Here is a 23,181-nt window from a genome sequence, read left to right as displayed (position 1 = left end):
AACTTATTATTGTAGAAAGTATTGAAGATAAATATCTTTAACGCTTTTTTATGAAATTTAACCTTTCTATTACCCAACTCCTATAAATGCCCGCGAAAAATTTATAAATTTACTAAAAACTCATAATAAACATATATTAACTCCGCTCAAAATACACATTAAAACTATATAATAAATCCAAGACATGTAAAACAAATTTATCACTATATAAGTATATTACAAATAAGAAATAATATTGGGAAGTGAGGCTAATCATGAACAGAATTCTTGATACTAATATTGATACCCAAATTCCCGAAGATGATATCGAACTATTAAAGGCAATGGCACACCCATTACGCCTACAGATCATTAGTGAATTAACTAATAAGAAAACGTTAAATGTAACTCAACTAACAGAGATTTTGAATATACCCCAATCTACAACATCTCAACATCTATCTAAACTAAAAAGGAACGTTCTACGTGCTAAAAGAAAAGGGCTAGAGGTATACTATTCTATAAACAATTCAAAAGCAGATAAGATTGTAGAAATACTCAATGTTTCGAATATGAATTAAAACATAAATATAACCAAATAAGAAGCCGTTATAAAAATATCGTGGATGTAATTTTTATAACGGCTTCTTATTCAATTATTATTCTTGTTGTAATTGCTGAATACGTTTTTCTCCCCAGTCATACATCATATTTAGAATAGGTTGTAAGCTAACGCCAAGCTCTGTTAAAGAATATTCTACTTTTGGTGGGATTTCGGGATAGATTTTTCTACTGATGACACCATCTTCTTCTAATTCACGTAGTTGTTTTGTTAATACTTTATGAGTAATTTTTGGGAATAAGTGTTGAACCTCGCTAAAACGCATTGGACCATTTATACCAAGACGGTATAAAATGAAAATTTTCCATTTTCCACTAATGATAGATAAAGTTAATTCTTTTGCACAATTGAATTCTTTATTTTGTATTTTATGTAATACTTCATGACGTAAATCTTGTTCCATATTTTTCACCTTTCATATGGTATCCTGGAGGATACTTTCTATCAAAAAAGTGCATTCTTCTCACATTGTTACGCTACCTTTATAATGAATGCTGTAAGGAAGAAGTAATCTTTTAGTTCTATATTAGCACAACTGAAATAAAAGATAGATTATATAGAGGAGGAATTATATATGCAAAAAATAGGGGGAATGACAAAAGGTTTTATTAGTACCTTTCTTACTGAGGAACCGATGATAATAAATAGTCGATATACATTTAGCTTACCACTGTATACAATAGGGATATTATTCATGGAATTGCTCGAAAAGGGGTATTTACAGTTAAATCAAAATGATGAAATAGAAATAAAGTCTAGTCAAGATACAAACCATGTTTACCTGAACCAACTTATATTATGTATACAAAATAGTAAAAAAAGAACTTGTAAAGGGTGGATGCATTATTTTGCAGAAAAAAACAAAGTAATGCGTAAAATATTTAAAGGGATAATAAAAGAAATGCAACAAGAAGGTATCGTCCAGTATCAATCTAAAAAACTATTCTCATTTATTTCTACACAAGAAAAAATCGAATATATAGAGGGTGCTAATACATTTGTAGGTTACATCAAAAAAGATCTATTACTGAGAAAGAACAATAAACTTGAGATAATTTTATTATTGTGGAAATACTACTATGGATCTTATATAAATGAACAAGAAGTATTATTTGTACAAAAGGAACAAAATATTCATCGATTTATACAACAGGTCCAAGAGGGGATTATTGAAGGCACACAAAGAAATGTATTGTTGGTATAAAATAAATCATATTTTGAGAACATCTACCAAGTTTTAATAGAAAAGAGAGGTGGGACAGTGGTAATAATAAAAATAATTTTTTAACAGTAACCGATACAAGGTGTTAAATTATTCTAATTTTCGGAATTATAAGTTGAATAAATTTAAATAAAATTACAAAAAACCACTTGTCATACACAAGTGGTTTTTCCAGCTTGTAGAGAAAGATAAACTTTTTTCTTCACAAGCTTTTTTATTTAGTCTTATTTTTTTTTTCACGATTAGAATTTCTTAATAAAAAATTGAATAAAACAGATTGCTTTCCCTTATCCTAGCCTCGCTAGGTGGATTGCGATCTATTTTATATTTTGACACGCTGCAGTGAGTAGCACTTACTCACTCGCATTGTATAATCCCCGTAACCTGCAATAACGTAGCCCATGCAGTTCTTTTGAATCTGCGAAGCTTCGCTCGAATTTTTTTTCTAAATTTATAGAACATTTTTTCCAGAAACGGATAGTCTGTTAATATGCACCTTAAGTATGCAAATACTCCTTCACTATCAAGCTAACAAGAACAAGTTATCCCAAAACAATAAATACTAGCAACCTGCACAAAATTTTCGTTCTGGGGTATTTACGTTTCTTAAACTAATGGACATGAAAGGACTAGTAAACCCTAAGTATACAATAGTTCATCCGGAATTTTAAAGAAAGGGAATACCAATGATAAATTACTTGTCCCTGGCAGAAACGATCTTACCTTATTATCGTAATCAATTATTGATGCTCCCATTACGATACCGTTTTTCTGATAAAACAAAAAACGGATACTCTCATCATAGGAGCGTCCGCTATAAATATACTTCTATATGGTTAGTATTTTTCTACCCTAAAAAATCCTAAAAAGAATCTACTATTAAATCCTCGATACCTCTTACCTTACTCTGAAACTCCTAAAAGGGAGTTTTATTATTGATATTATTTTAAATAAAATACGTCTGTGTTAAACGTTCCTAAATATACAGAACCTGAAGATGTTGTTTTGTACGTATCAACTTTCAAACGATATATGCCTTTTTCATAAATGCCTACGCCATCATAATTGATTCTACCAATATCAATGTTCATTCCTACATATTCTCCAGGTACAAACCAAGAAATTAAAGGTTTATTCACATTTTCCCACGTGCCATTTGTGCGCTGAATTTGTGGTTGTATACGAAGCTCAACCTCATAAGCTTTGTTGTCATTTTTAATTTTAATATTTATATATGGGTCTTTACCAACATAATGATTTGCTTTTGTTGTATTTACGCTAGCTCCGTAACCTGAAGCCGCAGCTGCTTTTGATACGGGGTTAACTAATTCTAGAGTATCTACACCTCCTAATGCGATTGCTGAAGCCAACATTGTCATACCCATTTTCTTTTTCCATGGTTTCATGTGAAATTCCTCCCAATTTTCAATTATTTTATCGTGTTAATTTTACTGACGCTGTGTACATTGTATCAATTGAACCAGCAGCATTTTTAACTTTCACACGGAAAGTACCTATTTCTGCGATTGATTCGCCATTGCCTGTTGAAACAATAATTTCTTCATTTGTACAAGCTGGGAACATAGCACCCCCTTCCAGGTTCATTCCATTACGTCGAAATTAAGGTATTATTTCTCTTAAAATGTTATAAATTTCATTATAAAATCCCATTATAATAATGTTAGTTCTCTCTCTTCTTTGCATATTTACAACATGGAGAATACAGAGACAACTCTTTCAAAACTTTATTAGGGGAAAGTTTAAAAAAATGTAATTATGATAATATTTACATAAATGTAATATGTAGTAAATTGATATAATTAATACTAATTATTCTTAATATTTAATAATCTTATTCTTTGCCCTGCAAAGAGCAACATTAACATTTCAAAAAAACAAGCAAAGTACGTTTAGACAAAAAACAGCTAGATTTTACCTTGTTTGGGTCCCACTACATCGCTATCAAGCTAAGCTCATACAACGTCAATTATAGTAGGGGGTGTTTCTTTTTTTCTAAAGGCTATGTGTAGGAAATTTAAAGATTTACACGCGAAATAAACCCTTAAGGGTTTCATTTTTTGTTTTGGGGTAATTCTGAATTCTTAAGTTGATGGGCATGGGATAGCACCACATGCCTATCAACCTAAGAAAATAAATCACCCCCATGTCCATCAAGCTAGTAAAAATAAATACCCCAAAAATAGTAAAATTGACATCATCAGAGTAAAAATGTAAAAAATTATTGTTTAGGGGGCAGCATAAAACCTTAGCTTGATAGCGATGTGGTGCTACCCCTATAAGAACAACTGACAATACAATTATGGATTTGTGTATCTCGGATTTTCCAGAAATCTTCGCTATTCATAAAGGATTTAGCGATAAGCAAATTAGAAAAATTTATAACTGGAACTTATAAGTCTATGTAAATAACAAATTTAATTAACGGAGGAATGAAGAATGAAGAATGAAGATTGCTGTATCAAAATGGAAAGCATTGAAAAAAGAAACAAAGTTAAAGTTATTACTTTATGCGATGCTGGAAAGCAAGTATAAGTATGCAAAATAAAAGCTCTTCATTTGCAAAAAGCAAACAAAGAGCAAAGTCATGAGTGACCGTCGAGGAAAGAAATTGGCACATTTCTTTCCCTCTTATTTTAACATATAAAAAGATGTAGAGAAAAGGGCATGTAGAATGGGAGAAGGACGTATTTCCTTTCAGCAAAGGGTTAAAGAAGTACTTGTTATGATCGTCAGTTTTTGGGTCATTATGTTTCTCATGTATGGCGAAATCCTGTTACAATAGTAAAGGATAACTTGGGTACAAATTGATAATGAAATGGGGAAATATGCTAGATGAAAGCAACCGGAGTAACTAGAAAAGTGGATGAATTAGGGCGTATAGTAATTCCAAAGGAACTTAGAAATACGCTTGGGATTAAAGAAAAATCACCATTAGAGATTTTTGTAGAAGGGGAAGACATTGTTTTACAGAAGTATAAGCCTGGTCGTGTTTGTGCATTAACAGGAGAAGTGTCAAATCGTAACATAGCATTAGCAAATGGTAAGATAACATTAAGTCCAGAAGGTGCAGAACTATTACTAAAAGAAGTAGAACAGTATCTTGTAAAATAAGTGCTCCTTTCAAGGGGCTTTTTTTGTAAGGGAAATATATAATTTCACGTATCGTAAGGTTTAATAAAAAACAAAATACATAATCAATAGTCTACATTTAATTTTGTGCCTAATTAATCCGCTTAATGGATTCGGCCTCGTCTGTTTTGGATACTATTTTATGTGAAATGGAAATATTATTTTTATTTCGTATAGATTTCTTGCGAAATATGTCCCTAAAGCAGTATTTCGATTTAAATGTGATACGATAGTGATATATTCGTTTTGCTAGTAAAAGGGGATGAGTGTCGATGAAAAACCACATAAAAGTAAATGGAAAAATCCTTCAAACAAATAAAAAATGGTCACATCTCAAGCAAAGACAAAGACAACATATTTCTAATTGGTTACGTAGAGAATATACACAGTTTGTAAAAACACATTATAGAAAACCTAGAAAGTATGAACATGATGAGATTCTTCATGAAGTGATGAATCAAATACAGGAACGTGAAATTTGGATTCCCAATGGTGAAGTAAAAAGATATTATCTAAGCAAAATAGGAAAATGGTTTAGAAAAATAGAAAGTGAATGGGAATCACAAATATCCAACAGTGAAAAGCAGCAGGTATTAGAAGAAAAGTAAATACAAACAAACCAGGGGGCATATTTCATGTTTAATTTACAAGAAGATATGTATGAACAATTGAAAGAGAAAAAAGGGGCAGTTACAGTATTTTTAAAGAATGGCGTTCCAGTACGTGGGAAGATCCTTGCAACAGATAAATTTACCGTCCTAATGATGGTTCATGGTAAACAACAACTAATCTACAAACAAGCAATCTCTACACTTGCTATGTAATACATACTGGGGTACCGCCAGCATTTCGGAAAAAACCCACGCTAAGAGTATGCAAGATTTTATGCAAAAAATAGGGAGACATAGGGAATCCAAAAGGCACTCCAGAATAGGAATGTATAAAAAGATGCATAGGGTCATAGAAAAAGAAAAAGGCGAATCCCTTGTGAGAGTAAGGGGACGTCTTTTTCTTTGCTATCGATAATGAGACGTTATGTTAACTTAACGTGTATATGTTATACATCAAAACTTCTCATCCAGCGTTCCCCCCACATGATACAATTAAGAAAAGGAGGAGAACTTCAAAATGATTTTAGAAGCAGTCATGTTGCAAGTAAAAGACGGTATGGAGACGGAGTATGAATCAGTATTTAAGCAAGCATCCTCAATCATCTCTTCCATGCCAGGATACATAAATCATGAATTACAACGCTGTATGGAGCAGAAAGGAAAATATTTGCTCCTTGTGCAATGGGAAACTTTAGAAGATCACACGATAGGATTTCGTCAATCTGAACAATATCAAGAGTGGAAAGCATTATTGCATCACTTTTATGATCCATTTCCAACAGTTGAACACTTTAAGTCTGTAGAGTTATCACGAAACTGAACTTGACTGTCTATTAATACTTGAAAAGTAACTTCCAATAACGATAATTATGTAAATGAGCTGTCCAAATGGATGGCTTATTTTTTGCTTAGCGTTTTTTTTTCCAAAATACTGGCGTTACACCACTAAGGATTCCTTTTTTGTATCTAAAATCCAAAAATAAAAAGATAAGATCCGGGAACACGATCTTATCTTCAGCACAAGGAGTAAACAAAAGGATAACCATCATATTTTTATTATAATTTATTTTTTATTAATTTTGAATATTGAAACCATAATTAACAAGTATATCAATATTGAGAAATTTATTACAAAATTAACTATAAGTGATTCAAAACTCCAATGTAAACTTTTACCCATTAGTTTACTTTCAAATTCACTTAAGGTACAAATTTTCTCGTTTCAAAAACTTCATGTTTCAAAAGTTATGGTTTTCTGAACAAATGTTACTAAACGTACAATTTTCTCAGAATGATATAGAGTGTTTTTGCCCATCCCCTCGAAAAGGGGGAAAAAGACAAATGGCATTAAAACCTATTTACTGTTTGTTTTTATACAGATGCCCCTCTCTACACTTTAAATATACCAGTTTATGGACAAAAGAAAAGACACCCTAAGGTGCCTTCCTCCGACTTGATAACCACTTTAATTTTAATAATATATGTTGGAAACCCATCAAAATATTATTTTACCATGTTAAGTAATGTCGGTTATTGAGAAAAAATAAAAGCACTCTTTGAGGTAGCACCACATGGCTATCAAGCTAAGCTTATGCAAAGTCAATTTTAGGCGAGATTGTTTCTTTTTTCTAAAGGGCAAGTGTAGATGATTGAAAGATTTGCATATGAAATAAACCCTAACGGGTTTCACTTTTTTGAATTAAGCGGCTTGATGATCAGACAGTTTTCTCATATCGATGAGACTTTCGCCCGTTTTGCTGTAGGAGATTGAACAGGCGCAATAACACCTTTGATAGCTCTTGGGTGTTTTTCTTACGATTAGTCAACCTGTATTTTTAGTTTTTTACTGGAGTGAATATCAGATTGAACAAGTACTTGTTATCATGCATACCAAAAACCCCTAATATATACTCGTTTTTTTACTAGGGGTGAGATATGATATGATGAATGAAACTATGATATTAGGCCGTTAACCGATAATCATAGTGGATATCATGTGTAATAAGGTGAAAGAGGAGTTTCAAGAACTTGTTTACACATGCAATGGACGCAACTTTATGACATTTGTTATAGGGTTGCGTTTTTAATTTATCGTAATACTCAACAATGTGATTTTGTCCGTAACGTCGTTGTTTAATCATGTTCTGGATGATGAGGAAAAGGAGCTTCCGCAAATGTTTATTTCCACGTTTATTGATTTTATCTTTAAAAAAGGTTTTACCTGATTGAAAACGGCGTATATCAATACCCGCAAATGCATTGAGTTGCTTGTTATTGTTAAAACGAGTAATATCTCCTATTTCAGCCATCAAGCGTACTGCAGTATTCGGTCCAATCCCAGGAAGACTGAGAATGATATCGTATTCTGCACGTTGCTCGGCTATATATACCATCTTGTTAATACAGCATTCTTTTTGGTGAAGAAGCTCTTGATAGCGCCTTGCGTATAATTTGAGTTGATCACACAGAACATCGTTCTGAGAAACAGCAGGATAGGAAGTTTTCGCTATTTCAAGTATTTGAATCGCTTTTTTCTCCGCTGTAATATTTGATATTTTTTTATTGGTGTTGGCACGAATACGATTTTTTATAATGGTTTTTGAAAGACCTAAAATACAATCTGGGTGGGGGAATAGTTGAACAAAATTTAAAAACAAATCAGATTTACTGGTAAACATTCTCTCCAACTCAGGAAATGTTAATTGGATTACTTTATGCATACGACCACGAATTATCGATAATTCACTATCCAGTTCGCTATACAATCTAGAAAGAGATTTTAACTGATGGAATAAGTTATTAGTTCCATTAGATACCCTTCGGGTAACTGTGAAATGAGTGAGAGCTAATCGGTGTGCATCGCTTCGATCGGTCTTATGAATCCGTAAGGAATCACATTGTAGCTTGGCTTCTAATGGGTTTAATAAACAATATGTATACTGATTATCTTGCATAAATCGTTCTAGCTGCCTGGAATAGATTCCTGTTGATTCGAAAACAATTTCAGGTGATTCGCCGTTTTCATCTGTAACCTTATGTATCTTTTCTTGGAGCTTTTTAAAATCTGGCTTAGTATGCTTGATTTCACTTTCGAATACGCATTGTTTTTGTACATTATAAATGACCATATAGCTTTTACCCATACTAACATCAAATGCAATAACGTGTTTCATATAGCTCCTCCTCAGGTGGAATTGAAGTCTTCAACTTACACTTATCTATTCTCATTTCTTATACACGATCTCGAAGACCAACATACTAAAAACTGATTCAAATAAGGTAAGTGAAGAAGGTCAGTTTTGTATACGGATTCAGGATCCCAAAACACCCACGACCTTCTCTTCACTTCTACTATATAAAAAATAGTAGTGCGAACCAATGCCTTGGTCTACACTACTAATCTTAGTATGTTTTGTATAATTTGGAATAGAAGAAGAAAATAGTCTCTAATCATATATATGGCTTTATACTCACTAAGCTCTCGTTCTTTCTTTATAATGAATTTTATTCAGGGAATAATTACCTTTGATATCCTAAGCTAGTTTATCTATAGTATAAAAGGGTATATTGATGACATTAGTATTTTTATACTGCATTAATTCAAAGTGATAAAATTTCTTTGTGTTTTTTTAATTACTAAAAACATTTAAAAAACTTCACGACAAACACATTTTAACTCCACTCATCGCACAAGTTAAAATTATATAATTAATTTATAGTAAAACAAACTAATAATTTTAATATAATAATATTAAGAATATACATTTATTGATTATAATAAAATATAAATTGAATGCGAGGTTGTATTATGAACAAATTTAATAATGATAATATACCAGGTTTAGTTTCTGAAGAAAACGTTGAACTATTAAAAGTTATGGCTCATCCAATACGTCTACAAATTGTTAGTGAATTGGCTAAGAGCAAGAAATTAAATGTAACACAATTAACTAATATTTTGGATATTCCACAATCAACAGTATCGCAACATTTATCCAAAATGAAAGGGAAAGCACTGAAAGCTGAAAGAAAAGGGTTAGAGATTTACTATCATATTCAAAACTCCAAAGCTGATAAAATCATACAAATACTAGGTCAAGCTATTTAAATTGAAAAAATAGGTGGATGTACACCCAAACAGGGATTACAATTCACCTATTTTTTATTTTATAAAAAACATAAAAACGTTATAGTAAAATTTCTATAATTATAGTCCTTGTTCAACGTATTAAAGATTTTAAAGCATATGTTATAGAATGTAACGCATCGTAAAAACTTTACAACATATTCATAAAAAACACGGTACCCTTTCTCGTTAAAACAAGAAAATAGCAACGTGCTTTTAACCTCATAAATAGTCTAAATCCTTAAGTTGATGGATGTGTGGTGCTACCCCTTCAGTATATTCTTTTGGGTCACCATTATCTCCACATGCTACAGGTACTGTAAATGAGAAAGCTCTTACTATCATTAACGTACTTGTTATGTACAAATTTATTCCTCATTTTACCCCTGAAAAATAGGACATGGTCTGTATTTCATCTCCATTTAGATAGAAGGAAGACGTTTTTTTGTTTTGGGGTATTTTTTTAGCTTAATAGCAATACGGTAGTACCTTCTTGTAGGACAAGGGTTGCAATAACTAACAGAAAATTACAAATGATTAGAAAATTTTATATCAATTTACTTTATATTCCATTTATGTAAAAATAATTGTGAGTACATTTTTTAAAACTTTCCCCTAATAAAGTTTTGAAAGAGTTGTCTCAACATTCCCTATGTTGTAAGTATGCCAAGGAAAGAGAGCCTATATGGGTTCTCTTTTCTTTTAAAATTAATTTTTTAACCTCATATTTAAGTAGTAGAAAACTCTATCAGGGATACCATTGCTGTATTGAACAACAAGGGTAGATAAAACCAATAGTATTGTTTTCGCCTTTTTCATAAATGATTATTAAGGATACTATATAAGAAAAGGGATAAATAGGTATATTATTCCAGGGAATAAAAAAGTAGCTAGCAAAAGTTAATTGCTCTGTAAATAAGAAGAACATCAATAGAAGATGAAAGTTTGCCTGAATTATGTCTAAGCTTACAATTTTCTTTTTTTGATATGGTGAGGCTTCTTATGTAAAAACAATCCATAAAATAACATGCTTTGATTTTATTACACTTGATTATATATTTATTTAGTGTATCATTATTTGTAATGGTTAAATTTTCTATAAATAGGAGGTTATATACAATGTTGACTGATTTGCAAAAAAAATTTTTCTCACGGCTACAGATAACTCCGAAAAAAGATGTAAGCTTTGAAAATTTACATGAAATTCTTCAGCAAATGGCATATGTAATACCTTATGAAAATTTAGATGTTATGGAAAAAAATGTCCGGAAAATTACTAGAAAAAATGTTCAAGAAAAATTACTACTAACTCAACGCGGAGGACTATGTTACGAGCTTAATACACTATTATATTATTTTTTACTTGATTGTGGATTTGATGTCTATCGCATATCTGGTACAGTCTACGATTTAGGTGGTGATAAATGGAAACCTGACGATGGACATGTAATTATTATTTTAAATTATAATAATCAAAAATACATTGTAGATGGGGGACTCGCCTCACATCTTCCATTACACCCAGTTCCATTTAGCGGTGAAGTCGTCTCATCTCAAACGGGAAAATATCGCATTCGTAAACAGAATACTGAAAAAGGAACTTACCTACTTGAAATGAAAAAAGGAGAAAATGGGGAGAGTGCTCAATTCCTTAATTCTGAACCTACTAATACATGGTGTACTGGGTTTGCGTTTTCATTAAATGAAATTGATTCCAACAAAGTAAATGCTATACAAAATATTATTGTGGAGCACCCCGAATCACCTTTTAATAAAGGATACATTGTCTGCAAATTAATTGAAGATGGACATATTTCACTTACTAAAAAAAGTTTTACGGAAACAAGGAAAGGTAAAAAAAGCAAACGAACTATAAATGAAGACGAATATCAGCAAATTCTTAAAGAAGTATTCAATATTTCTCTAAATAAATACCCTGATAAAATTTTAGAGAGAGGCTAGCTAACACTAACTCATATAAAATTCTTTTGTTAATTATAACTAGATTTCTTTAAATATAATTACATTTTTATACCTTTATACAATTTCAATTTGGGTAGCTAGTATAATTTATTTACAATATGTTTTAAGAGTGGAAAAGCATAATTTTTTAAGAAGTAGTAGAAAAAGCACTCGAAAGAGTGCTTTTTCATTCATAGAATTATAAATCAATATAAAAGTAAATGAATTGTATTTTACTTTTAATAGAATAATTATATACTTTAAGGGGGGTAATCTCGAGAAGAACAACAGAATACATATTAGGGCTTATCGGTGGAATTATGGAGATCTTATTTTCAATTTATGCTATGTATTTTTATAGAAATAAGGAGTTTGTACATGTAATTTTGCATACATAAGCACAAATCCTTAAAATACATATATTATAATATATGTATTTAATTAAAAAATTTAGAAAATAGGTTAATTATTTATCTAAAACTAATAAAGGATTGATTTAAAATGTCAAGAATTAGCATAACAAAATCCCAAGATAGTATAATGATTGCATGGCAATCAGCAGAGATTACCATCCCTTTAAAAGATATTATTACTATATCTACGAATGACGTTCCTCATAATAAGCTCGATCATGTTGTTTATATTGGAACTCCATCTACCTCGAAGAATAGAATACTAATACATACTACAAACTTAAACTTCATTATCTTTGTTGTTAATCCATCTATAATCTTAGAAGAAATTAATATTGAGTAATACAGTTCTAATAAGAAGTGTAGAACGGCATGAAAATAAGAACTAATTTTATAGTGTAAAATGCTCAATTATCTATAGAGACAGTTCATTTAGTATCCATTTTCTTGTCCACATATCGAAACAAGAAAATGGGTACTTCTTTAAACGGAGACACCAAAGTGGATACTTTCTGAATAGACTTCAAATTGTAGATTTGAAATAAATACAAGATCTTTGCAAGAAAGACGTGAGGTTTCTAAAAAGATACGATGCTTTATCTCTTCATTTAAAGCAATTAGAAGCACACAATATAATACTTTTATTAAAATTAATGAAATAGAAGACTAACTTTATATATCTATAAAGTTAGTCTTCTATTCGTAACAACAATTATTTATGAGAATTCAGGTCCTTTTTTTCGTTTTAGGAAACAAAGAATTGCTTAGCTTGATAGCGATATGGCGGAATCACTATAATTAGTCTGTTATCGATTATTTGTTAAATTCTTTGAAAATACATCTTTCGTGATGTAGAAAGAATGCATACCTGCAAATTCTTTAAATTCTTCATTTAAATTTTTGATTTTTTCTTCAAATTGAAATCCGAGCTTTTTCAAAACTCTAATTGATGCTTTGTTTTCAGGGAATACAACAGCAACAACACGCTCTATCCCTTTTTTTTAAAAATGCGTATTGTAAAAGGGCGTATGTGGCTTCCGTTGCATAACCTTTTCCCCATTTATCATACGATAAAGCATAATACATTTCTGTAGATGTAATCTCAAAGTCTAAAGGATCTAATTCACAATATCTGCTAAACCTTTGAGAAGTTTTTTCAAAAATAGAAAGATTGAATTTAGCAATATTATTTACGTTGTTTTTTTGTTCATCTCTATGCTCCATAGAATAATACCTTGTATTTCTTCTAGTGAATACGACGGAGATGGCATAAAACGGTTTGTTTTGGGATGTTTTTGTAATTCGTATAAAGGTTTTGCATCAGATATGTGATAAGGTTTGATTAATAATCTTTTGGTTTCGATATGAGCCGTACTAACAATCTACAGTACTATGTCTAATCTTGTTTCATTAGTTATTTCAGTAGTATTAATAGCATCAGCTGGAGAATCATTGTTAGTTTGACTAGGTGTCTTCTCATTATCAGCACGAAACTTGTTTAGCATCTCCATAAGGGGACACCTTTATCTTTTAACATGTTCCATGAGCAGAAGGAGAATCTTGAGTATTCTTTACTGTACCCACAGTTGAATACTTTGTAGATTGATTTACCCTATGTGCATTTAAACCAATTTCCATTCCTTACACCTGTTTTCTTTAAATGTTTATATATAGATATTACGAGTTGAAAGATACTTTGGAAATATAAATTTATGGAACTATTACTATCAATATTCATTGAAAGATCAACTCTTAGTAGATATTTTTATAAGTATTTTAGTAATTGAATGATTTCTTTTTTAAACTCAGGACTTGCTAATTTCAATAACTTAGGGACTTCTCTAAAGTGTTTTACAAGGGCTTTATTGATTTTATTAGAGTAATGCTTTTTGTCACCTGTAAGCAGGTCTACAATGTCGTTTTTTAACGAAGTACTCACTTTCCCCCATAAAAATTCTGATTCTGTCTTATGTTTATCAATAAATATTTTTACTTGATTAATAAAAGGATCATTTTTATGCTGAATAGCATCTTGTAACTGTGTAATTGTCATCACTTCTGCTTGAAGAGATTGGTACATAGGAGCTAGATTAGCATTTTCGGCAGCACTTACATTTGTTGCGAAAACTCCAATACCACTACATCCAATCATACTAGCCAAAGCAATTCCTGTACATTGTTTTACAAATGATTTTGGTTTTCTTGCGTTCATAATAAATCTGCCTCCTATATTAATATTTTGTCTTACAGGTAAATGCTACCATATTTATAAGGAGTTTGGGCATATCGAATGTTACAATAAAGTTAAATATTGGGATTTTAAACTTTGTGATAATACGTTTAAAGATTCAATTGGACCTGGTGGTTTGGAAAGTAAGTCTTTTTTCTGAAGTTGGATATACGTTAGAAAGGGCTGTTAAACTAGGGATAAATGATAAGGGGCTAAATGCTGATGGAAATGTGAGTATGATTTAAATAAAGATTTGATGATAAATAAGAGCACATTTGTATATCCGCTCTTAGAAAGGGAAGTAGACAGTCAGTGATAATACAAGAAAATGATTTATTGGATATAAAAAGGAGATTGGAACACAAGAAAAAATTCAGCGTCGATAAATTGATATGAGCTTTTCTACATGTGAAAGAAAAGAGTCTAATTTTACGAAAGATGAAATCCTATCAACAGCTCGTAATTTTAAACCTTTTTCTATTGATGAATATGGAGAGAAGAGTTTTGGTGGTAAGCACCCTGATGCAGATATTCTATTTAGAAATAAAGGGTCAAAACGATTAGATAGGGCACATTATTTTACACTTGGTGCAAGAGTAAGTTCAATATTACCAATGAAAATAGCTTCTTATTATAATGCTTTAGAATGCCTGTTTACTACCGATAAGTCTGAAGTAAGCCGCAAAATTGCAGAACGTGTTGCATTAATGTTAGGCACTTCAGATGAATCAAAGAAAGAGTATTTCGACCTTATTAAAAAGGCTTATGGATGTCGTTCGACTGTGGTACATGGTCAACATATTAAAGGCGAAGAAAGTGATTTCATTGAAATTTCTAAAAAATTAGATGATATTCTAAGACAACTACTTGTTGCAAAACATGAGATATTTTCAAAAAAAGATTTAGAGATAGAGACGTTCTTTACTGATTTACTCTTTAAAACTAAATAACAACTCTACTCAATTTACTAGAAATACCACCAACTCATGATGCACCTATAGACGCAGTAACGATAACTTTTAAAGAAAAATTAAAATAAGATAATCAAAATAAAAAATCTATACAAAAAGGACCAATCCTAAATTGCCCGGTTCTTTTTGTATATCTAAGAATTATAGTTAACAATAACATGAAATTTATTTTCACATAGCTAATTAACTTTAAATATATACCTTTCTAAAAGAACCCTAAATTATTACACAAGACCAATTAGATTTAGTTCGATAAAATTTTAGTTTTGACTTTCTTGTCTAAATAGTTTAAAATTTCATGTCTTTGTACAATTTCTGTAGAAGGACATGAATCTCTAAACTAAAATCGCATTAACAAACAGGGTGAAGTAGCTACTTTTATGAATTTTGTAGGTACTTTCATGTCCCAGAAAAGAGACATGAAAGTCTAAACTTTTTGAACTAGGGACAAGAAACCTTAAACTACTTAGCTTATAATAAAATATCCATGAAAGTATTCTAAATAAATAGATTTATACAAAAGACAAGAAGCTTCTTAATTGTAAGAAGCCTCTTGTTTTTTTGTTTTAGACAAAGCAAATTTATATCAATTTTAAATAACTAACACAACCATAGATATTAAAGAAATAGCATCTATATACTTATTAGTATGGGGATTTTCCCATTGGAAACCTAATAGTTATTTTGCCAACTTTTCAATGATTGGAGCTTTAGCAGATAATTCACCAGTTGCCATATTACTCATAAAAGATGCCCCATAAATAGTAACTGTATCGCCAACTTGAATATCCTCAAGCACTTCAGAAGAAACAACAGCAGTAACAGTCAGGCCTTCACTAGAAATTTGGACAGTTTCCTTCGTTTTATTGATTACACTTCCAGTGTGCATTTTATATTGTTTTTTCAACACGTTTTCCTCATTTTCTTTTTGAACAATTGCATATTTAGCTGTAGCTGGATCACCTGGTATTGAGCCTATAAACATAGGAGCATAAATGGTAACGGTATCCCCAATCTGAATATCTTTAAGTACCTCAGGGGAAGAAACGATAGCGTATACGCTTGAGTTTTTACCAGAAACCACTAATCCCTCTTCTGTTTTTTCAATTACTTTACCTGAAAGTTTTTGATGTTGATCCAGAGCATTTTGTTCTTTTTTATCGACTTCTGATATAGATTTCGATTTATCTACACTTGTATTAGCAGTCACTGTCTTACTTGCCAACTTTTCAATGATTGGAGCTTTAGCAGATAATTTACCAGTTGCCATATTACTCATAAAAGATGCCCCATAAATAGTAACTGTATCTCCAATATTTATATCTTGTAAGACTTCAGAAGAAACGGTAGCGCTAACCGTCGAACCTTCACTAGAAATTTCAATAGTGTCCTTTGTTTTATTGATTACACTTCCAGTGTGCATTTTATATTGCTTTTTTAGAACGCTTTCTTCATTTTCTTTTTGAACAATTGCATATTTAGCTGTAGCTGGATCACCTGGTATTGAGCCTATAAACATAGGAGCATAAATGGTAACGGTATCCCCAATCTGAATATCTCTAAGGATCTCAGGGGAAGAAACCATAGCGTATACACTTGAGTTCTCACCAGAAACCACTAAACCTTCTTCTGTTTTTTCAATTACTTTACCTGAACGCTTTTGATGCTGATTTAGAAGAGGATTAGTATTTGTATAGTCTTTTTCTTTTAAGTTACTATTCATTTCTCTAGATATCATATCAGTTTTAGCAGTAAGTTGAGCGGCCTCGGCGCGTGTTATGGATCTATTTGGTTGCCAGCCGTTATCAGTACCATTAGAAATTTTTAAGTCAATCAAAATATTTGCATATTTTTCTCCCCAATGTCCTTTTAAATCTTCAAATTTACTTTGGCCATTATCATTTGTTGTACTCTGTAGTTTATAAGCATTTACTAGCATAGTAGCCATGGCAGCACGAGTAACTTTTCCGGATGGATTGAAGATTCCATTCCCTTCTCCTTTAATAATGCCCGTTTTTTCAGCGGCAGCAATATATGGAGTAGCCCAGTGGCCTTGGGTATCTGTAAAAGAAGGTTTTGCTTTTGTATCAATTTTTATCCCTAAAGCTTTTGTTATAATTGTTGCGGCGGAAGCTCGATCTAACGTAGCGTTTGATCCAAAGGTACCATCTGGTAAACCTGATACAGCTTGTTTTTCCAATAAATAATTAACAGATTGCTCTGCCCACTTTGGAACATCAGGAAACTTTTGAGTATCCGCAAAAATACTAGAAGAATAGGATAATATAGCCCCTGCGAGAAGACCTGTTGTGATTAATTTGCGCTTCATAAAAATATACACCTCTACCAATCTATTGTATTACCAAATTGAAATTTTTTATTTTTATATTTATATGTTTGTGATGATGCTGATATTAAATAGACATCTATTCAATTTGGTGTAACGATTATAGTTACTTATATGTACAAGTGTCAATGAATAACATTTACATAAATGCTTAAAATTTACATAAATAATAAGTATATATTATTTTTATTAAATAAGACTTAATATTATGTTGACGTATTAATGTAGGCTTAATTATAATAAGATTGACAACACGAGATTACAAGTGTAATATTCAGTTATAGATTACAAATGTAATACAGAGAGGTGTAATTTTAAACAATGAAAGAATTACCTAAAATTTCGGAAGCTGAATTAGAAGTTATGAAAGTACTATGGTCGAACTCTCCACAAACGGCAAATGAGGTGATTGAAGCGTTAGAGGTGAAAATGGATTGGAAACCAAAAACAATTCGAACGCTGATTAATCGATTAGTCCAAAAAGAAGCAGTTGCTTATCATCAAGATAAAGGACGTATGTATGCTTATTATCCTTTGGTATCGCAAGATAGTTATTTACAAGTAGAAACGAAATCTTTACTTAAACGTTTCTATGGTGCAGCATTTAAACCTTTGCTTGTAAATTTCTTAAAAGAAGAAAAGCTTTCTTCAGAAGATATTAACGAACTTAAACGTATTCTGGATGAGAAAACTGAGGAAAATCAGAGGAAGGATAGATTATAGTGATAGAAAGATTTATAAATATCTATCTACCTGCTTTTTTTGATTGGGTGATTGAAACCTCTATTATGGCTAGTATATTAGTGGGTCTAATCTTATGCATCAAGATCTTGTTTAGAAATAAGTTAACTCCACGCTGGCAATATATGCTATGGATCATATTAATTATAAGACTTGTATTACCTTGGTCGCCAGATAGTTCCTATAGTATCTACTCTGTACTTACTTACAAGAATAATGATGCATTTATTTCTAGCCAAAACCCTGTAGCTAGTATTCTTACAAAAGAACGTATGCAAGAATTGAAGAATATAGATAATACAAAGGATCTCACAAAAGAAGATACTTATACCTCAAGTTCAACACAAACTACTCAGACAAATAAGACACAAACATACAATAATGAAAAGCAGGATGAAAAGACGGTTCCATTCTATACAATCTTTATATACATTTGGCTTACTGGAGTTATCCTTCTAAGCTTTGCTACTTTTATAATGAACAGGCGTTTATTACTTTACATAAAAAAACAACCTGTTATTACAGATGAGAAGATTATCCAGATTTTTGAAAAGTGTAAGCACTCTATGTCTATTCAACGGAATATCCCTCTATTTGTATCTGGAAAGGTTTCCAGTCCAACAGTGTTCGGATTTATTCGTCCCAAGTTGTTATTGTCAACTGTACATATGGAAATATTAGATGAACAACAGTTACGATATATTTTTTATCATGAATTAGCTCACATCAAGCGAAGAGATGTTGGTGTGAACTGGCTTATGCATGGCTTACTCATTTTAAATTGGTTTAATCCTATTCTTTGGTATGCCTACTCATGTATGCGAGAAGATCAAGAACTAGCATGCGATGCATTAACTCTTACATGTATAGATTCAGAGGAACAAATTGCGTATGGACATACTATTATTAGTCTATTGGAACACTACTCAAGTTATTATCAAGTACCAAGTATAGCAAATTTTAGTAAAAACAAGAGAGCGTTAAAAAGGAGAATTCTAATGATTAAAAAATTCCAAAAAAAATCATATCGTTGGTCTGCGATAGGGGCTGTGGCAGTGATTGCAGTATCATCTGTATCCTTATTAAACGCCCGTGCTGATAAGCCGACTACCCCTGAGAAACAACAAATAGAAGTCAAAAATAATATGAAAGAATTAAAAACACAAACCGATATTCCTATACAGCAAATTGTAGAAAAAATGATTGGTACAAAAGAACAGGCAGATGCAGAATTTTTTATTTCGGAGGGAGATTATAATACTTTACTTACAGAACTTGGGGTGGCACGAAATCTGTTTACGAAAGAAGAATTTGAACGATTTATTGATTTAGAAACAGTGGCATCTACTTTAGGTAGAAAAGAAAAGTTAGACCCAGAAGAGGAAAAAAAATATGAGAAAAACAGTGAAGAAATTGGACCATTTAGAGAGAAAATTTATTCGCATTTTAGATTAACTAAAAAGGAAGCGCAGAAATATCTTGATTTTCCAATTAAGACCCCAAGTTATGTGGTAAAAGGGTATAAATTAACTGGTCAAGATGTTCAAACACCGATGACTACTGAAAAAATGAATCCCACTATTGTTTCTCAATATCAAAATGAAGATAATGTGTATTTTGTGTACCAAACTGCAGATACTGATCAGGGAGAAAATTTGTCGAACAAAGTAGCGGAGTATAATGAAAAGGTAACAAATTATGAATTAGAAGGTACAAAAATAAGCTTAACTGAAAGTCTCGATACAGAGGAACACTATAAATTTATGCAAATGATTGTTCCTGCAAAAGGAAAGAATAGCGCTTATCAAGTCATAATTCTTGCAGGTGATTTAAGTAAAGAAGAAACAGAGAAAATTATGCTGTCCTTTCTAAAATAAAAATAGAGTCTCAGGATCCCGTTCTTGAGGCTATAGTTTTTTAGCTTAAACGAAACCTATAAGTGCGAAGAGAAATTAGTATAGTCTATATAATAAGAAAGTAAAATGATATTTAGTTTTGCTAGCTTGATTGAGGTGGATAAAAAATAACAATTTAAAAAATAAATTGAATCTAGGTAGGTATATTGTATGGAGAACAGGAGGGAATATGATTCAAAAGGAAGTAATGGAAGAATACTAGCAAATGGTGATGTATTTTAACACTATCACCTGGATTGAGAAGTAAAACCTCATCATTTAGATATAGTTTTACTTGCCCTTTTATAATAAATGCTATTTCTTCACCTTTATGTGCCACAGGCTCCATAGATGAAGCGGTAGAAAAAGAAGAATACAAGCTAATAATGTATTCTTAAGTTTTTAAAGGACGTGAAATGAATATGAAACCAGTTTTAAAATATATAATTATTTCCCTTGTTTTTTCAATAGTAGGGGTGTGTTGGGCGCTGTTTGACATCTTTATGTTAGATGCAGACTGGCTATTGATTTGGATAGGTGTATTAATGGCATATCTATCGTTGTATATTGTGATAGGTCTATATAGTAGAAAAACGTGCGACTCAAAATTGGCTAAAGTGCTTCTAAAAACAATCATTACAACCTTTAGTTTTGGAGCATTAGGTATATCATTCGGAGTTGTACACGAGATATTAGGACCATTGAGTCTTACTTTAATGACATGGTATTGGTTTATAATGCTATTTTTATATTTAATACCCATAATATTATTAGTGATTTTAGTATTGGTAAATAGTAAAAATCATAATTTTCCTTGGGTATATAGTATACTTATACTTCTAAATATACTTCTTACGTTATGGCCGTTATTATGGCCGTTATTTATTAATTTTATGGGATCTGCTATGAATGCAAGTGCAGGATGGTAGTAGCTCACAGATTATAAAAAGATTAAAAGAAAAAGGTTATGAATTTAAAGATTATAACCGAATATAAAAAAGTATGAATAAATTAAATGAATGGAATAAGAAATTAATATAGGGTTTAAATATTTGTAAGAGTGTGTTTAGCTAAATATATAACAACACGCTCTTTTAACTGGCTATTTTTTATTATTTAATTTTTAAAAAATAATATTGATTAAATGAAAAAGAGAGTTTTGCTCTCTTTTTTTGCATTTCAGCAAAACCTAATTAAATGTGAAGTGAAAATTCATTTGGAATTTATATTAGTAGCGAAAGATATTCAAGAAGTATCTACTTTCGTGTCTAAATAGTTTAGAGTTTCATGTCTTTGTACAATTTCTAAGTGTACAAAGACATGAAAGTAGGAACTAATTTTATAGTGTAAAATGTTGAACTATTAACGGATACAGTTCATTTAGTACCCATTTTCTTGTCCATATATCAAGACAAGAAAATGGGTACTTTTTTAAATTAAGACACCAAAGTGGATACTTTTTAAAAATAGCAAAACAGGCAACTAAATTTGTTATAATTGATAAATATTACATTTGAATATTTGGAGGAATTGAATTTTGAACAAGAAATTATTAGCAGCTCTAACATGTAGTACTTTATTTATGGGGATGACAGCGTGTGAATCTAATGATACTGCTAGCACAGCGGAAAAATCAAAGCAAGAAAGCTCAAAAAAATCAAGCAATACACAGAAAAAAGCTACAAAAGAAGAGGTATCGGTAAAAGAAATAAATACAACTATTAATGCTGGACCCTATAAATATAGTCCTAATGGTTTAAATAATGAGCATTTCATAATTTATGATAATGCAAAATTCGAAGATAATTTTGATGGGCTTAAAGTATCTATGAACCAACTATCTTTAACGAATAAAGAAAGTACTTTTAATGAAAAAGATTTAGGATCTCTTCGAATATCCTTTTCAGTTGAGAACACCTCAAGTTCTACTTTTACACTTAACTTTAATGACGTGCGTGTTACTACTGATCAAATCGAACTATTTGCACCATATGAAGCTATTAAACAAACTCGTTTACATCCTACTATAAAGATAGACGATACACAGGATAATAAAGTTATATTTCACGACTATAATATGCAAGGCTTAGAATCTCTAAATTGGGTTGAATTTACTTTTGAAATCCATAGACAAAGCCCAGAAATGACAATTGCAAAAACTCGAAAATATAAAATTAGATTTAATATAGATCAGCATTATACAGGGACTACAACTAAACAAGAACAACCTCAATCTTCTTCAAATCCGGATGCTGTTACATACAAAAATGAAATTAAACCAAAAATTGATTCCATGATAAAAGAGTTTAATGATATATGGAATCAAGAAGTAAAATCAGTTTTTAACAAAGAGGGTGAAACTCCAGCAACTGTAGATCAAAATACTTTACAAAAACAAATGGAGCTTGTATCTACTAAATACAGAGAATTATCTAATGAGAATATCAACTTTAATGCCTCTGATAAAATAAATAATCCAACTTTAAAAGAGAAAATAAATAAATTTAGAGAAGATTTTGGTGCTGCGGCAAATTATAGAGAAAATGCAGCAAATGCTATATTGCAAGGAATACGAGGTGTAGCTCCAATGGAAGACAGAATGAAAGAGGCACGAAAATCCATTAAACTTTCTGAACAAAAGTTTAATAACGCTTCAACTAATTTAATTGAATTTGAAACAAAACTAAATAGTAAATAGTATAAAAAGAGAGCCATGCTCTCTTTTTTAGTTCTCAGAAAAAACCTAATTAAATGTGAAGTTCAACTAAAATTTAATTCTACATAAGTAACAAAAGACAATCATGAAGGATCTACTTTCTTGTCTAAAAAGTATCAATTTTCATGTTCTTGTACAGTTATTTCTTTTATTGTTAAAAATATAGTTATCTAAATAGAATTCCTATTTGTATTTC

The 23,181-nt window shown here is 31.0% G+C and carries 23 protein-coding genes and 1 pseudogene; 15 read left to right on the top strand and 9 right to left on the bottom strand.

Annotation, left to right across the window (positions count from 1 at the left end):
• Positions 1 to 254: 254 nt before the first annotated feature.
• Positions 255 to 560: an ArsR/SmtB family transcription factor gene (locus tag ACUN0F_RS04635; protein ID WP_131935126.1), complete on the top strand. Its 306-nt coding sequence runs from the start codon at positions 255 to 257 to the stop codon at positions 558 to 560.
• 78 nt (positions 561 to 638) lie between these two features.
• Here ACUN0F_RS04635 and ACUN0F_RS04630 read toward each other — a convergent pair whose 3' ends face one another.
• The gene (locus tag ACUN0F_RS04630) at positions 639 to 1,004 is read right to left on the bottom strand and encodes a winged helix-turn-helix transcriptional regulator (RefSeq protein WP_327989286.1); all 366 of its coding nucleotides are present in this window, start codon (positions 1,002 to 1,004) and stop codon (positions 639 to 641) included.
• A 171-nt stretch (positions 1,005 to 1,175) separates the two neighbouring features.
• On the opposite strand from ACUN0F_RS04630, the gene ACUN0F_RS04625 reads away from it, so the two are divergent.
• The gene (locus tag ACUN0F_RS04625; RefSeq protein WP_327989288.1) at positions 1,176 to 1,805 is read left to right on the top strand and encodes a hypothetical protein; all 630 of its coding nucleotides are present in this window, start codon (positions 1,176 to 1,178) and stop codon (positions 1,803 to 1,805) included.
• A gap of 959 nt (positions 1,806 to 2,764) precedes the next feature.
• Here ACUN0F_RS04625 and ACUN0F_RS04620 read toward each other — a convergent pair.
• Together ACUN0F_RS04620 and ACUN0F_RS04615 are read right to left on the bottom strand one after the other, a co-directional pair.
• Positions 2,765 to 3,229: a DUF5065 domain-containing protein gene (locus tag ACUN0F_RS04620; protein WP_327989289.1), complete on the bottom strand. Its 465-nt coding sequence runs from the start codon at positions 3,227 to 3,229 to the stop codon at positions 2,765 to 2,767.
• Positions 3,230 to 3,257: 28 nt separating this feature from the next.
• Positions 3,258 to 3,407, bottom strand: a complete 150-nt coding sequence (locus ACUN0F_RS04615) for a hypothetical protein (RefSeq protein ID WP_165915456.1) — start codon at positions 3,405 to 3,407, stop codon at positions 3,258 to 3,260.
• A 1,269-nt stretch (positions 3,408 to 4,676) separates the two neighbouring features.
• Here ACUN0F_RS04615 and ACUN0F_RS04610 point away from each other — a divergent pair.
• The 4 genes from ACUN0F_RS04610 to ACUN0F_RS04595 all read left to right on the top strand — a co-directional run bounded on the left by ACUN0F_RS04610 (position 4,677) and on the right by ACUN0F_RS04595 (position 6,404).
• Positions 4,677 to 4,955 (top strand): AbrB/MazE/SpoVT family DNA-binding domain-containing protein, encoded by a 279-nt coding sequence (locus ACUN0F_RS04610; protein WP_002090007.1) that lies wholly within the window; start codon positions 4,677 to 4,679, stop codon positions 4,953 to 4,955.
• Between the two features lie 290 nt (positions 4,956 to 5,245).
• A complete protein-coding gene (locus ACUN0F_RS04605; RefSeq protein WP_000788513.1) occupies positions 5,246 to 5,581 on the top strand; it encodes a hypothetical protein in 336 nt (111 codons plus the stop codon).
• A 27-nt stretch (positions 5,582 to 5,608) separates the two neighbouring features.
• A complete protein-coding gene (gene hfq, locus ACUN0F_RS04600) occupies positions 5,609 to 5,797 on the top strand; it encodes an RNA chaperone Hfq (RefSeq protein ID WP_086391224.1) in 189 nt (62 codons plus the stop codon).
• A 304-nt stretch (positions 5,798 to 6,101) separates the two neighbouring features.
• The gene (locus ACUN0F_RS04595) at positions 6,102 to 6,404 is read left to right on the top strand and encodes an antibiotic biosynthesis monooxygenase family protein (protein WP_002090010.1); all 303 of its coding nucleotides are present in this window, start codon (positions 6,102 to 6,104) and stop codon (positions 6,402 to 6,404) included.
• 1,141 nt (positions 6,405 to 7,545) lie between these two features.
• On the opposite strand, the gene ACUN0F_RS04590 is transcribed toward ACUN0F_RS04595, so the two are convergent.
• Complete coding sequence (locus ACUN0F_RS04590) at positions 7,546 to 8,757, bottom strand: IS110 family transposase (protein WP_445539185.1); 1,212 nt, start codon at positions 8,755 to 8,757, stop codon at positions 7,546 to 7,548.
• A gap of 635 nt (positions 8,758 to 9,392) precedes the next feature.
• On the opposite strand from ACUN0F_RS04590, the gene ACUN0F_RS04585 reads away from it, so the two are divergent.
• Positions 9,393 to 9,692, top strand: a complete 300-nt coding sequence (locus tag ACUN0F_RS04585; RefSeq protein WP_327989428.1) for an ArsR/SmtB family transcription factor — start codon at positions 9,393 to 9,395, stop codon at positions 9,690 to 9,692.
• A 240-nt stretch (positions 9,693 to 9,932) separates the two neighbouring features.
• On the opposite strand, the gene ACUN0F_RS04580 is transcribed toward ACUN0F_RS04585, so the two are convergent.
• On the bottom strand, positions 9,933 to 10,076 hold the full coding sequence (locus ACUN0F_RS04580; protein ID WP_445539184.1) for a hypothetical protein: 144 nt from the start codon (positions 10,074 to 10,076) through the stop codon (positions 9,933 to 9,935).
• Positions 10,077 to 10,829: 753 nt separating this feature from the next.
• Here ACUN0F_RS04580 and ACUN0F_RS04575 point away from each other — a divergent pair.
• Entirely contained in the window at positions 10,830 to 11,672 is an 843-nt protein-coding gene (locus ACUN0F_RS04575; protein ID WP_445539183.1) for an arylamine N-acetyltransferase family protein, read from the top strand.
• Between the two features lie 501 nt (positions 11,673 to 12,173).
• Positions 12,174 to 12,428 carry a SunI/YnzG family protein gene (locus tag ACUN0F_RS04570; RefSeq protein WP_046956905.1) on the top strand — a complete coding sequence of 85 codons (255 nt, stop codon included), beginning with the start codon at positions 12,174 to 12,176 and terminating at the stop codon, positions 12,426 to 12,428.
• Between the two features lie 617 nt (positions 12,429 to 13,045).
• Here the strand turns inward: ACUN0F_RS04570 and ACUN0F_RS04565 are convergent.
• Both ACUN0F_RS04565 and ACUN0F_RS04560 read right to left on the bottom strand, forming a co-directional pair.
• Positions 13,046 to 13,309: a GNAT family N-acetyltransferase gene (locus ACUN0F_RS04565; RefSeq protein WP_327988759.1), complete on the bottom strand. Its 264-nt coding sequence runs from the start codon at positions 13,307 to 13,309 to the stop codon at positions 13,046 to 13,048.
• Positions 13,310 to 13,850: 541 nt separating this feature from the next.
• Positions 13,851 to 14,297 (bottom strand): hypothetical protein, encoded by a 447-nt coding sequence (locus tag ACUN0F_RS04560; RefSeq protein WP_131933828.1) that lies wholly within the window; start codon positions 14,295 to 14,297, stop codon positions 13,851 to 13,853.
• 116 nt (positions 14,298 to 14,413) lie between these two features.
• On the opposite strand from ACUN0F_RS04560, the gene ACUN0F_RS04555 reads away from it, so the two are divergent.
• Together ACUN0F_RS04555 and ACUN0F_RS04550 are read left to right on the top strand one after the other, a co-directional pair.
• Positions 14,414 to 14,560: a hypothetical protein gene (locus tag ACUN0F_RS04555; protein ID WP_327876791.1), complete on the top strand. Its 147-nt coding sequence runs from the start codon at positions 14,414 to 14,416 to the stop codon at positions 14,558 to 14,560.
• A 147-nt stretch (positions 14,561 to 14,707) separates the two neighbouring features.
• Positions 14,708 to 15,265: a HEPN domain-containing protein gene (locus ACUN0F_RS04550; RefSeq protein ID WP_046956902.1), complete on the top strand. Its 558-nt coding sequence runs from the start codon at positions 14,708 to 14,710 to the stop codon at positions 15,263 to 15,265.
• 700 nt (positions 15,266 to 15,965) lie between these two features.
• Here the strand turns inward: ACUN0F_RS04550 and ACUN0F_RS04545 are convergent.
• Positions 15,966 to 17,615, bottom strand: coding sequence for an S-layer homology domain-containing protein (locus ACUN0F_RS04545; protein WP_445539182.1), 1,650 nt, complete (start codon positions 17,613 to 17,615; stop codon positions 15,966 to 15,968).
• A 339-nt stretch (positions 17,616 to 17,954) separates the two neighbouring features.
• Between ACUN0F_RS04545 and ACUN0F_RS04540 the strand changes: the two genes are divergently transcribed.
• Together ACUN0F_RS04540 and ACUN0F_RS04535 are read left to right on the top strand one after the other, a co-directional pair.
• Positions 17,955 to 18,356: a BlaI/MecI/CopY family transcriptional regulator gene (locus ACUN0F_RS04540; protein ID WP_048561803.1), complete on the top strand. Its 402-nt coding sequence runs from the start codon at positions 17,955 to 17,957 to the stop codon at positions 18,354 to 18,356.
• Positions 18,356 to 20,251 carry a M56 family metallopeptidase gene (locus ACUN0F_RS04535; RefSeq protein WP_445539181.1) on the top strand — a complete coding sequence of 632 codons (1,896 nt, stop codon included), beginning with the start codon at positions 18,356 to 18,358 and terminating at the stop codon, positions 20,249 to 20,251. Before ACUN0F_RS04540 ends, ACUN0F_RS04535 begins: the two co-directional genes overlap by 1 nt.
• A gap of 172 nt (positions 20,252 to 20,423) precedes the next feature.
• Here ACUN0F_RS04535 and ACUN0F_RS04530 read toward each other — a convergent pair.
• Positions 20,424 to 20,630, bottom strand: a pseudogene (locus tag ACUN0F_RS04530) (cupin domain-containing protein); the annotation flags it as partial.
• A 61-nt stretch (positions 20,631 to 20,691) separates the two neighbouring features.
• Here ACUN0F_RS04530 and ACUN0F_RS04525 point away from each other — a divergent pair.
• Both ACUN0F_RS04525 and ACUN0F_RS04520 read left to right on the top strand, forming a co-directional pair.
• Positions 20,692 to 21,198, top strand: a complete 507-nt coding sequence (locus ACUN0F_RS04525) for a DUF3902 family protein (RefSeq protein WP_048561801.1) — start codon at positions 20,692 to 20,694, stop codon at positions 21,196 to 21,198.
• Between the two features lie 608 nt (positions 21,199 to 21,806).
• Positions 21,807 to 22,967, top strand: coding sequence for a ribonuclease (locus tag ACUN0F_RS04520; protein ID WP_327988940.1), 1,161 nt, complete (start codon positions 21,807 to 21,809; stop codon positions 22,965 to 22,967).
• Positions 22,968 to 23,181: the final 214 nt, after the last annotated feature.

The organism is Bacillus sp. 1A (genome assembly GCF_052682215.1).
This window is presented reverse-complemented; position numbering and strand designations above follow the sequence as displayed.